Raw genomic sequence first — 13,195 nt, 5'->3', positions numbered from 1 at the left:
CTTTGCTATCAGCTTAAAATGTGAGGGTTAGATGAATCTGCAAATAACTTTGGCGGCTCGATATCTCTGGGGACGCAAACTTCGGACCTTTCTCACCACGCTCGCCATCGTCATCGGTGTGATGGTGATTTTCGGAACGGGCATTTACTTGCCGTCATTTATGGACGCGTTTCAAAAAAGTTTGCTCTCCGCGTCCCGTCAAGCTGATGTAATGATTACGCACAAGACTGGCGAATCCTTCTCCGCGACCACGCTGAACAAAATAAAAACTATTAATGGGATTGTCGTCATCGCCGGTTCGATTGAGCGCGTCATCAATCTTCCGCCGAACTTTTACGGCAAGAACTCGACGGTCACTGCGGTGTCACTGGTCGGCATCGATCCGACGATTGCGCCAGACCTTCACGACTATCGAATCACCCAGGGTCGTTTTCTGAAACAAGGCGATGGCAACGTCGCCGTGATTTCGGAACGGCTCGCCGATTCGTTGGGCGGGAAATTGAACGACACGATCAAAGTACCGACCACCCAGGGCGTCGTCAAGTTGACGATTGTCGGTCTAATGCCAGGACGCGCACTCGTCGGCAATGAGCAGGTGCTTGTCACGCTTACCCAAGCACAAAAACTGCTCGATACGCCTGGACGCATCAATGTCATCGAAGCGAATCTCACGACCAAGGACAAGGCGGAAAGCGAAGCCGTCGTCAATACAATCAAAGCGCAACTGGGGAACACGTTTACGCTGGGCGGGCTATCGAGCGGTTCGGAATTCCTCGGCGCGATGCAGATGGGGCAAATCATATTCAATCTCTTCGGCTTTCTCACACTGGCAATGGGCGGGTTCATCATCTTTAACACCTTCCGAACGATTGTCGCCGAGCGGCGTCACGACATTGGCATGTTGCGCGCGATTGGCGCGGATCGCGCGGCGATCATCGGGCTTGTGCTTACCGAAGGATTGGTGCAAGGCGTGATCGGCACGGCGATTGGCATTGGGTTGGGTTACCTGCTCGGCATTGTCATCACCGCTGGGACAGCCCCGATTATGAAACAATTCATGAACATGGAATTGACTACCGTCATTGATCCGTCGCTGGTCGTCGTTTCGATTGTCCTGGGTGTTGGCGTCACGCTGTTCGCCGGATTGTTGCCCGCGCTCAGCGCAAGCCGCGTCACGCCAATTGAAGCATTGCGTCCATCACTCAGCGACGTGATGCAACGCATCAGCCGCGTTGGCACGATTGTCGGCGCGGTGATGATCGTCGTCGCGCTAGCGGGATTGCTGATGGGCAATTTCGCGCTCGTCGCGCTGGGTGGTTTTCTGTTTTTCGTCGGCTTGGTGCTCATCGCGCCCGCCTTGGTCAGACCGATTACGAATTTGTTTGGCGTTTTGCTCGCGTTGGTTTTTGCGCGTGAAGGCACCGGCGAACTCGCGCAAGGCAATCTCACGCGCCAACCAGGTCGCGCGGCGATCACCGCGAGCGCGACAATGATCGGTCTTGCGATTGTCGTCGGCGCGGGTGGAATGATGTTCAGTCTCACCGGCACCGTGATGGACCTGTTTAGCAAAACGATGGGCAGTGACTATTTGCTCATCCCGCCATCCATTGCTATTTGGAAAGGCGATGTCGGCGCGAGCGAAGGACTCAAGGGCAAGATTCGTTCGATTCCCGGCGTCGGCGCGGTCAATTCGTTGCGGTACGCTCAATCGTCGCTTCAATCCGTCTCGCTAAAAACCGGCGCGGGCGAGACCGCGATTTCTGTCCTAGGAATCGACCCGGTCGAGTACCCGAAAATTTCGGGAATGGATTTCCAAAAAGGCAACGCGCAAGACGCGTACAACGCCCTCGGCGCGGACGAGCGCAATGTCATCGTCAATGGCATCCTCGCCGCGAGCGCGAATCTTAACGTTGGCGACGTCATCCCTCTGGCGACGCCGTCGGGACAACAAGATTATCGCATCGTTGCGATTGGCAGCGATGTATTGAGCTACAAGATCAACACTGCATACATCTCGCAAGCGAATATGAAATTGGATTTCAACAAGAGCGAGGACATTTTGTACCAAGTCAATCTTGCGCCTGGCGCAGCCCCAGCCCTGGCAGAGCAATGGCTCAATCAAATCGTCGCCGACTATCCGCAATTCCGTTTGGTCGCGGGGCGCGAGTACACAGCAGAATTCGCCCAACAGTACGACGCGATCTTTGTGGGATTTTACGTTCTACTTGGCGTGTTGGCGTTCCCATCATTGATTGCGATCCTCAACACGCTGGCGATTGGCGTGATCGAGCGCACGCGCGAAATCGGCATGTTGCGCGCGATTGGCGCGACGCGCGGGCAGGTGTGGCGAACGATTGTTGCCGAGGCGCTTTTGCTCGCGGGGATCGGCACGGCGTTCGGCATCCTGGCTGGGCTGTATCTCAGTTACGTGTTCGTTCAGGGTATCGGCGCGAGCGGCATTTTCAAGATGGAGTACTCGTTCCCCAGCGCCGGAGTTCTCGCGGCAATCGCGGCGGGGCTGATCTTTGGCGTGCTCGCCGCGCTATTGCCGGCGCGCCAAGCGTCAGGTATGGAAATCATAAAGGCGTTGCGGTACGAATGAATAAAAAAACCTTGCGAAGGCGCGTAGCGTAAACCTTCGCAAGGTTTTTTATTCGTCATCCTCTTCAAAACCAAACTCGTCGAAATCATCTTTTTCGTCGTCAAGGTCAGCCAACGCGGATTCATCCGGCATCCTGTCGGCAGGATCGAACGGTGGCGCGTTCGGATCGTGGCGCGGCGGTGTGGACGGCGGCTTGATCGGTCGCGTCCAAAGATGCATCTTGGCGATTTCGTCCGCATGTTTCGGAAATCGTTTCAATTCCTTTTTCACCCAGTCGGATAACTCGCCCGGCTTGCCGTCGTCCAGATCCAAAAAACTCCAATCCACCGGTGTTTTCGTTAGCGGTTGTTCTGTTTCTGCCGGCATTGCTTCGCCGAACAGCGCGGCAAGGTTCGCATCAATCACCGGTTGCCATTTGGAAATTTTCCCATTCTTGGCGATGCGTTCGCGCGTGAGTCGAATAATTTCTTCCTGGGTCGGCGCGGTCGGATCAATAGATAGCATCATCCGTTTGTAGCGCGCGCCGTCGCCGGCGGGTGGAATCCACGGAATGCGATGCGCGTTATCGCGCCACCAGCGCACCTCGGCGAGCAATCGGCGCGCGTCCGCTTGATCGAAACGCGAACACAGTTCCAGCAACACTTCGCACGCGTCGGCAAAGAAACCCACGTCGGCGTACTGTTTGCCGATCCAAAATAACGCGTGGTATGGATCGTTTGTCTTTTTGACTGCTTGCACGAATGGCGTCCATGCATAATCGGTGCACTCTTCATCGCCGAGGCAATATGCTTCGAGCAACAGCATGTGTCCTTGATGCAGCAATTTTGCCACGTCGCGCGGACCAGTGCGTTCGATCTTGTATCCTTTAGTGTACTCGCGATGCCAACCCTCCCAGCGGCTCATAAACCGAAATGAGAGCGCAAGTCGGCGGCGTTGTTGATGTGGACGATCATCCCATTCGTCAATGTTGCGCTGGACTGCCACGCGATTGTCGTAGATCGTCCACTCGTCGCAAAACAATTCGTAAACCAGGTCGCTCGCTTCGCGACAATCGGGGAAGAGCGCCAGCACATCGAAACACCGCGCGGCGGCATCGGCTTGACCGCAATACCACTGTCCTTCCTCACGCGCTTGCTGAAGCATCTTGGGAACATAGTCGGGATAGGTCATCAATTTCCTCGCGAAGGTTGTGAATCTTTGCAGGAGCTTTTAACTCCGCATGCGATTCTGCCCAAAGGTGATTGGCAGTTGTTGAACCCGATTATAACATCGGTCCTTTTCAAGTCAAGGTTATTGATGAACGAATTTTCTTGACCGTTTACCAAAAGAATTGCCGGTCGAACTACCCGACGCGCTAAATCGCGTTCACCTCTTCCTCTATCGCGCGGACGAGTTGGCGAAGCACAATCGAACGAGTCCGCTGATCTATAACGTCGCACATCAAGGCATTACACTTTTGTGCGGCTTGGGCGAAAACACGACGGGTCGGATAATTGCCGGGACAATCGCTCGGCGTCTTGCAGATTCATCATAAATTGTTTATAATGCCCATCGTGATGGTTCATATCGCGCGACGGGTCGTATCGGTAGAGTGATTTCAAAAATCGCTTGTTCCGGCTTTGCCGATGGCAACGCACTCGGGCGGGAACAAACGATTTTTTTGTTGTATTGTGGTAGGGAGGAATGTCGCCATGTCTGCAAGCAATCCGTTAGAATCCAACCCCGATGAAGGATATTGGCGCGCGTTGATGGGCGATGCCAAGCCCGCCAGTGTGCCAGCCGAGTCGCCGCCCGCGTTGCCACCGAGTGAATCGGGTTGGGCGCTCGCCGAAAAAAGTTACACGCAGGGCGATACGCTTGAACTGCGCGTCGTCGGCTACAATCGCGGTGGATTGCTCGTAGACTTGGGCGGCTTGCACGGCTTTGTGCCCGCCTCGCAACTCGCGGCATTTCCGCGCAACGTGTCCGAGGAAGCCCGCGCGCAAGAGTTGGCGCGCTATGTCAACAATTCGATGCGGCTCAAGGTCATCGAGTTCGAGCGCACGCGCAATCGGTTGATCCTATCCGAGCGCATCGTCAATCCGCCGATCTCGCGCGCCGAGCAATTGCTCGCCGCGATTCAGCCGGAGCAAACGCGCAAGGGGGTCGTCCGCAACGTCACCGATTTCGGCGCGTTCATTGATCTCGGCGGTGTCGAAGGACTCGTCCACGTTTCCGAATTGTCGTGGGAGTACGTCAAGCATCCGCGCGATTTGCTCGCGCCCGGACAAGAGATCGAAGTGTATGTGCTCGACGTGAATCGTGAACTAAAACGAATCGCCTGTTCACTGAAACGACTCAAACCGAATCCGTGGCAAGACCTCGCCGCGAACGTCAAGCCGGGCGACTGGGTCAACGGCAAAGTCACGAGCGTGGTGCCGTTCGGCGCGTTCGTTCGTTTGGGCAATGGCGTCGAAGGACTGGTGCACGCGTCCGAACTTGCGGAGGGACGCTTCTTGCATCCGCGCGATGTGGTGCAAGAGGGGCAAGAAGTCAACGTGCGCGTGCTCGAAATTGACGCGTTCCAAAAACGGATCAAGTTGAGTTTGCGGAAAAATGATGGCGCAACCCAGAGCAAGTTCGCGGACGAAATGATGCCACCGCCGCCGGACGCGGGGTACTGGAAAAGTCTCGCCGATTCCGGCGTGGAATGAATTGGGTAGACAAGTGTGTAGGTAGACAAGTATGCAAGTAGACAAGTAAACAAGTAAACAAGACTATTGATCGGGTTACTTGTTTACGTGTTTACCTGTCTACCTGGTTAGTCATACAAAACATGCCACCGAAACGAACCAAGTCGGACGAAAAGAAAACATTTTGGACGCGCGCGCGCGAACGATTCACACCACGCCTGCAACGCGAACTCGCGGGCATTGTGTTTCTCGCGGTCGGCGTATTCACCGGCGCAAGTTTATTCCGGTTGGCGTTCGGTTTCGTCGGCGACCTGTGGGCGGACTTGTTGTGGAAGATGTTCGGCTGGGGCGCGTACGCATTGCCGGTGATCGCGTTCGGCGCGAGCGTCTTGTTGTTGCGGCGCGGCACGAACTTGATCGTCGGCGTTGCCTGGGGTCGCGTATTCGCGTTCGAACTGTTTTGCGCGGCGATGATCGCGTTGACGCATTTGCTTACGCCCGCGGTGAACGCGGGCGTTCTCGCGGAAAAAGGTCTGGGTGGTGGCTTTGTCGGATACGCGCTCAGTAGTCCTATCGCGAACGCGCTCGGCGCGACCGGCGGCGCGATGGTGTTGATCGCGATCGCGCTGTTGACTCTGCCGGCGGTGATTGGGATGAGCGCGACGCGTTTGCACGCGTGGAGCGATGCGCTCGCCGCGCGCGCGAACATCACCCCGCGCGCGAGACCGGTCGTGCGACCCAGTGTGGCACCGGTCGAAGAGAAAATAAAACCGGAAAAATCCAGGGTCGAACCCGCGCCGCGCATTCATCCGCCTACGCCCGCCGACGCGCCGCGTCCCGTGTTCGGCAAACCGATTCAGCCGCGTTTGCCGCTCAAGCCCGTCGCGCCGCAACTGGTTCTCTCGCCGCGCAGTCGGGCGCGCCGCCGCGGCAATCTGCTCCCGCCGATTGATCTGCTCGACGCGTCGAACGAGAGCAAGTACGGCGAGACGGACGCGAATCGCAAAGCGCGGCTCATCGAAGAGACGCTCGACAACTTTGGCATTCCCGCCAAGGTCGTCGAAATCAACGCGGGTCCCACGATCACGCAATTCGGTTTGGAACCTGGGTTCGTCGAACGACGCGGCACGGATGGCGTCGTGCGCCAACGTAAAGTGTCGGTCAATCGCATCGCGAGTTTGCAACACGATTTGGAACTCGCGCTTGCCGCCGCGCCGATTCGCATTGAAACGCCGGTGCCGGGTCGCGCGATTGTCGGCATCGAAGTGCCGAACCATTCCGTGTCGCTCGTGTCGCTGCGCGGCATCGTCGAGAGCGAGGCGTTCAAGAAAAAGAAATCGTCGCTGCGCATCGCGCTCGGACGCGATGTGTCCGGTGGTTCGACTGTCGCCGATTTGCAATCCATGCCACACTTACTCATCGCGGGTGCGACCGGTTCCGGCAAGTCGGTGTGCGTCAACACGATTATCGCGTGCTTGTTGATGAACAATTCACCGGACGATTTGCGCTTTGTGATGGTGGATCCGAAACGCGTCGAGTTGACCGCGTACAACGGCATTCCGCACTTGCTCGGTCCGGTCATTACGAACATGCAAGAGGTGGTGCCGGCGTTGCGCTGGGTCGTGCGCGAGATGGATGCGCGGTTCACGTTGTTCGCGAAAGAACGCGTCCGTAATATCGAAGCGTTCAACGACAAAATGGAAAAAGAGAACGGCGAGAACCGGATGCCATACCTCATCGCGTTGATTGACGAGTTGGCGGACTTGATGCTCGCCGCGCCGGACGAAACCGAAAAATTATTGACGCGTCTCGCACAGATGGCGCGCGCGACCGGCATTCACTTGGTCATCGCGACGCAACGTCCGTCGGTGGATGTCGTGACCGGGTTGATCAAAGCGAATTTTCCATCGCGTATTTCGTTCGCGGTCACGAGTAGTGTGGATTCGCGCGTCGTGCTCGATACGACCGGCGCGGAGAAATTGCTGGGCAAGGGCGATATGCTTTACATGGCGAGCGATTCGTCGAAACTATCGCGCTTGCAGGGTTGTTTCGTGTCGGACGATGAAATCGCGCGCGTCGTGCATTTCTGGCGCGAGAAAGCGATCACCGATATGCGTGACGTGCCGCAGGATGCGCCCTGGAAGGCGATGGGCGATGGCAAGGACGGCGGCGATGAGGCGCTCATCGAGCAGGCGATTGACATCGCGCAACAGTTCGACCGGACTTCGATTTCGTTTTTGCAACGCAAGCTGGGTATCGGCTATCCGCGTGCCGCGCGGTTGATGGATCAACTCGAAGATCGCGGCATCGTGGGACCGGATGAAGGCGGCGGCAAACCGCGCGCGGTGTTGATTCACGACGGAGACATCAAAGAGTTCGAGGCGGAGGAACCGCCGAAGAAGAAAAAATAGAATTGCCTCATCCCCATCCCCCGTCCTTCGGACACCCCCTTCCCCCTCTCCTGAACAAACTTCGTTCAGGAGAGGGGGAAGGGGGCAGGGGGTTAGGGGTGAGGTCAGGAGGATGTATGGCACGACCAGTCCAGAACAGAGAAGAAAAGAAAGCCAAGAAAGACGTAATCGAGGCGGAAGGCGTCATCACCGAGGCGCTGCCCAACGCGATGTTTCGCGTGCAATTGGAAAGCGGGCACTCGGTGTTGGCGCACATTTCCGGCAAAATGCGAATGTACTATATTCGTATTCTGCTGGGCGACCGCGTGACGGTGGAACTCTCGCCGTACGATTTGACGCGCGGACGCATCACGTATCGTTTCAAGAAATAGTCGTAACGTTTTGGATGTGACCTCGCGGGTGAAGTGTGGCGATGACAACGGGTACGATTGATCCACGCACCATTCGCAAGTCGCCCATCGCCGGGAAATGGTATCCCGGCAAGCCGGACGAGTTGCAGGCAACGGTTGACGATTATCTTGCGCGCGCCGAAAGGATTTCAACTGACGACGAACTGATTGCGCTCATTTCTCCTCATGCCGGTTATCCGTACTCTGGGCAGACTGCCGCGCACGCGTATCGTCAACTTGAACAACACCAGTATGACGCCGTCGTGTTGCTCGGTCCGAGCCATTACGACGATTTTGGCGCGGTTGCCGTAACCACGAAAAAATTTTACTGGACCCCCTTGGGCGAAATCGAACTCGATCAAGATTTCATTACGAAATTATCTCGCCAAATTGCCTTGACGCCGGTCGAACGCGACCGCGAACACTCGCTCGAAATTCAGATTCCCTTTTTGCAACGGATGCTCCTCAATTTCAAACTTGTGCCGTTGATGTTGTCCATGCCGTTCTACATCGTCGGCGCGCGCGCGCTGGAGACGTGCACGCTACTTGCCAATGCGCTCGCCGAGCTGGCGCGCGAGCGGCGCGTTCTCTTCGTCGCGAGTTCGGATCTGTCGCACTTGCCCGATTATCACGCGGTCAAAAAATTCGACGCGCGCACCGAAGAATTGATCGCCGCGTTCGATATTCCTGGGTTGGCGGACTATGCGTGGCAGACCGGCGAGTGCCGCGCTTGCGGCGACGCGCCGATCATCACGACGTTGCTCGCGGCGAAAGCGCTCGGCGCAGACCGCGTGCGTGTGTTGCACCGCACCAACTCTGGCGACGTGACCGGCGAACGCGAGCACGCCGACTATGTCGTCGGGTACTTGGCGGCGGCAGCGTACAAAAGTAAAAAATAAAAAGGCAAATATGGAAATGGGCATTGCGTAAAAAGAACGATTCGAGTATCATCCAGTCGGGACTCACCCTCCCGACTTTTTGATTTTTATGAAATACGCGCAAATCGTCGTCAACACGCCGCTGGGCGTCACCCAATCACGCGAAGAAAATGTGCCGCTCGCCGAATCACTCCGCGAGCGCACATTTACGTACGCGATTCCCGAGCGCCTCGCGGACAAGCTCGCACTGGGACAACTGGTCTGGGTACCGTTTAATGTGCGTCGCCTGCAAGGTGTCGTCATCGCGTTCAGCGATTCGTCGCCCGTGGCTGAAACCAAGGACGTTGACGAGATCGTTGACCCGCGCCCTTTCCTCTCCGAAATCCATCTCGACCTCGCGCGATGGATCGCGCGCGAATATCTCTGCTCGCTCAACGATGCGATTCAACTGATGCTTCCGCTCGGCGTCGAGCAAACGCCGAAAATTCTCCTCGCGCTCACCGGCAAATCACTAGGTGAAGACCTTACCGAAAAGCAAGCCGCGTTCATGGCGTTATTTGAAAATAAACCGGAAATCGAACTGGGCAATGTCCCGCGCGATTTACGCGGCACGGTTGATAGTCTCGTGCGTCACGAAATCATCAGCAAGCGCACCGTCATCCCACCGCCGCGCGCAAAACCGCGCCGCGTCAAATCAGTACGTTTGGTCAACGCCGATGCGCTGGCATTGCAGGGTCCCAAAGAATTGTCGGGACGTTATCGCGCGATTGTTGATTTTCTCAAAAACGAAGATGGCGCGATCTGGGTCAGCGCCGTGTACGCGAATACAGATTGCACGCTCGCGCATCTGCGCCGCTTGGAAACGTTGGGCGTCGTCGCGCTCGAAGAAGAAGAGGTCATGCGCGATTCGCTCGCCGGACGCGTGTTCGATGTTGTCGAGCCGCCGATGCTCACGACGGAACAACAAGCCGCGTGGGAGGCGATTGAATTCGGAATTCGGAATGAGCAGACGCCTACTACCTTTTTGCTTCATGGCGTTACCGGCTCAGGCAAGACGGAAATTTACTTACGCGCGCTTGATGAAATTCTCGCGCAGGGCAAGCAAGGTCTTGCCCTCGTGCCGGAAATTTCGCTGACGCCGCAGACGATTCGCCGGTTTGGCGCGCGTTTTCCCAATCGAATCGCGGTCGTGCACTCGAAACTTTCCGAGGGCGAACGCTACGACACGTGGCGACGTTGCCGCGACGGCTTGGTGGACATTGTGATTGGCGCGCGCTCGGCGCTCTTTGCGCCATTGCCGCGCCTCGGCTTGATCGTACTCGATGAAGAACACGATCCCGCGTTCAAACAAGAAACGGTTCCGCATTATCACGCGCGCGAAACCGCAATCGAACTCGCGCGGCGCGTCGGTGCGTGCGTGATTCTCGGTAGCGCGACGCCCGATCTCGAAACGTACTATCGCGCGACCCGCGGCGAAATCAAATTGCTCGAGATGCCGCAACGCGTGATGGGACACGCCCAAGTTATCGCGAACGAAATCACCAATTACCAATTACCGAAAAGAAAGCTCGCGCTCCATAAATTGGATGACGAACACGCCGACGCGCGTTATCTCGATTTGCCGCCGATTGACATCGTGGACTTGCGCGCTGAACTAAAAGCGGGCAATCGTTCGATGTTCTCACGCGCGCTGCAACGCGAAATGACGCGCGTGCTCGCGGCGAAAGAGCAAGTGATTCTCTTTCTCAATCGGCGCGGCTCGGCGACGTTCGTGCTTTGCCGCGATTGCGGGAACGTGTTCAAGTGCAAACGTTGCAATAATCCGATGACGTACCACGGCGTCGGCGATTCACTCATTTGCCATCACTGCAATCGGCGCGACCGCGTGCCGACCCAGTGTCCGGTTTGTAAAAGCGCGCGCATTCGCTATTTCGGTGTGGGCACGGAAAAAGTCGAACAAGAAATCCAGAATTTGTTCCCGCAGGCGAAAACACTACGGTGGGATTTCGACGTGACGCGCGGCAAGGAATCGCACGAAGAGATTCTCGAAAATTTTGTTCAGCGTCGCGCGGACATTTTGGTCGGCACGCAAATGATCGCGAAAGGATTGGACTTGCCGTTCGTGACGCTCGTCGGCGTGATCAGCGCGGACACCGCGCTCAATTTGCCGGATTTTCGTTCGACCGAGCGCACGTTTCAATTGTTGACCCAGGTTGCCGGACGCGCGGGGCGCAGCATTCTGGGCGGCAAAGTGATCGTGCAGACGTACAACCCGGACCATTACGCGATTCAAGCTGCATCGCATCACGACTATCGCGCGTTTTACGAACGCGAGATTGCGTTCCGCCGCGAGCAAGGTTATCCGCCGTTCAATCGTTTGATTCGCTTGGTCTTGACGCATCCGAACGCGAAACAAGCGCAAGCCGAATCGGCGCGCGTGCACCGCGCGCTCGCGACGCGTATCGCGCAACGCGGCTTGCCCGCGCTCGATCTCATCGGACCCGCGCCGGCGTTTTTCGCGAAAGAGCGCGGACAATTCCGTTATCAAATCCTGGTGCGCGGTCGAGAACCGCACGCGCTCGTGGCAGACATTGCGCTGCCGTTCGGCTGGCGCGTGGATGTGGACCCGGTGAGTGTGTTGTAAAGGAGTGATATGCAACCAACCGATACGCGAGATTATCTCGCCATCATACAGAATGGACTAATGCCGATGGCGACGCGACCGCAAAAGGTCGTCATCGTCGGCGCAGGCATGGCGGGCTTGACCGCGGCGTACGAATTGCAACGCGCCGGGCACGAGCCGCTCGTCCTCGAAGCGCAACCGCGCGTCGGCGGGCGCATCTACACGTTGCGCGAACCGTTCAGCGATGGGCTGTACGCCGAAGCCGGCGCGATGCGTATTCCCAGGGTGCACGACTTGACGATGGCATACATCGAAAAATTCCAACTCGAGTATTCGCCGTTCACGATGGGCAACGCGAACGCGTACTATTTCATCAATGGACGACGGACGCGCGTGTCCGAAGCGAAGGCGAACCCGGACGGGCTGGGTTTCGCGGTCGCCGCGCACGAACGCGGTAAATCGTACGCGCAGTTGTGGGAGGAAGCGATTCAACCCATCGTGAAAAAGTTGGAAAGCGGCGGCGCGCACGCGTGGGACGAAATCGTCGCCGAGTACGACGAATTTTCGATCCGCGAATTTTTGGAATCGCGCAAATGGTCGGAAGGCGCGATCGAGATGTACGGTTTGCTCGCGGATCAAGAAGCGATTATGAACACATCGTTCCTCGAACTATTGCGCGAAGAGGTCGGCAATTATTACACGAACATGATCGAATTGGATGGCGGGATGGACCATTTGCCGCGCGCATTCATGCCGGCGCTGCGTAGCCGCATTCGTTTCGGCGCGAAGATGATCGCGCTGGATCAAGCGCCGACCTCGGTGACGATTCACTACGAGACGGCGGCAGGGCGCATGGCGGCGACCGGTGATTACGCGATCATCACCGCGCCGTTCCCAGTTTTGCGCCACATCGAAGTGCTCAAGCCGTTCTCGCGCGCCAAGCAACGCGCGATTCGCCAAGCGCATTACGACGCGTCCGCGAAAATCCTATTTCAATGCCGACGACGATTCTGGGAAGAAGATGACGGCATCTTCGGCGGCGGTACGATCAGCGATTTGCCGGTGCGCGTGATGTACTATCCCGATCACCATCGCGAGACCGGGCGTGGCGTCATGCTCGCGAGTTATACCTGGGGCGAAGACGCGGAACGTTGGGCGTCGCTCTCGCCGCGCGACCGCATCGAGCAGGCGCTCGAAGATGTCGCGCAGATTCATCCGCAGATCACGACCGAATTCGAAGTGGGCGTATCGCACGTGTGGCACAACGCGGAATTCGCGGCAGGCGCATTCGCGTTATTCGACCCAGGTCAACAGACCTTGCTCTACAACGCGATCATCGCGCCGGAAGGACGCATCCATTTTGCGGGCGAGCACGCGTCGCTCGCGCACGCGTGGATCCAAGGCGCGATTGAATCGGGGTTGCGCGCCGCTAGAGAAATTCATCGCGCGAGTTTTGGCAACGAATGAGGGAGCGAATAAACGCAATACCGCAAAACTCACTTTTTGTCATTCTGAGGAGCGGCTCTTGAAAACACGCAACCAAGTGAATTCAAACAAGCGACGAAGAATCTCGCCAGTTGCTTGAGCGATCCTTCGCTTCGCTCAGGATGACAAAGCGAG

The 13,195-nt window shown here is 57.1% G+C and carries 8 protein-coding genes; 7 read left to right on the top strand and 1 reads right to left on the bottom strand.

From position 1 onward, the window contains the following. The first annotated feature begins 31 nt into the window (after positions 1-31). A complete protein-coding gene (locus HY868_06960; GenBank protein ID MBI5301858.1) occupies positions 32-2,602 on the top strand; it encodes an ABC transporter permease in 2,571 nt (856 codons plus the stop codon). Positions 2,603-2,650: 48 nt separating this feature from the next. Here HY868_06960 and HY868_06955 read toward each other — a convergent pair whose 3' ends face one another. Further along, positions 2,651-3,772, bottom strand: coding sequence for a hypothetical protein (locus tag HY868_06955; protein ID MBI5301857.1), 1,122 nt, complete (start codon positions 3,770-3,772; stop codon positions 2,651-2,653). Positions 3,773-4,293: 521 nt separating this feature from the next. Between HY868_06955 and HY868_06950 the strand changes: the two genes are divergently transcribed. From HY868_06950 to HY868_06925, 6 genes are all read left to right on the top strand, one after another. Further along, entirely contained in the window at positions 4,294-5,295 is a 1,002-nt protein-coding gene (locus HY868_06950; protein MBI5301856.1) for a S1 RNA-binding domain-containing protein, read from the top strand. Between the two features lie 122 nt (positions 5,296-5,417). Continuing rightward, positions 5,418-7,685 (top strand): DNA translocase FtsK 4TM domain-containing protein, encoded by a 2,268-nt coding sequence (locus tag HY868_06945; protein ID MBI5301855.1) that lies wholly within the window; start codon positions 5,418-5,420, stop codon positions 7,683-7,685. A gap of 116 nt (positions 7,686-7,801) precedes the next feature. Then, entirely contained in the window at positions 7,802-8,056 is a 255-nt protein-coding gene (infA, locus tag HY868_06940; protein MBI5301854.1) for a translation initiation factor IF-1, read from the top strand. Positions 8,057-8,097: 41 nt separating this feature from the next. Continuing rightward, complete coding sequence (amrB, locus tag HY868_06935; GenBank protein ID MBI5301853.1) at positions 8,098-8,973, top strand: AmmeMemoRadiSam system protein B; 876 nt, start codon at positions 8,098-8,100, stop codon at positions 8,971-8,973. A gap of 88 nt (positions 8,974-9,061) precedes the next feature. Beyond that, positions 9,062-11,596, top strand: a complete 2,535-nt coding sequence (gene priA, locus HY868_06930) for a primosomal protein N' (GenBank protein MBI5301852.1) — start codon at positions 9,062-9,064, stop codon at positions 11,594-11,596. 9 nt (positions 11,597-11,605) lie between these two features. Further along, positions 11,606-13,042 carry a flavin monoamine oxidase family protein gene (locus HY868_06925; GenBank protein MBI5301851.1) on the top strand — a complete coding sequence of 479 codons (1,437 nt, stop codon included), beginning with the start codon at positions 11,606-11,608 and terminating at the stop codon, positions 13,040-13,042. The last annotated feature ends 153 nt before the right edge of the window (positions 13,043-13,195 follow it).

The sequence above is a fragment of the Chloroflexota bacterium genome, from assembly GCA_016219275.1.
Classification (GTDB): domain Bacteria; phylum Chloroflexota; class Anaerolineae; order UBA4142; family UBA4142; genus JACRBM01.
This window is presented reverse-complemented; position numbering and strand designations above follow the sequence as displayed.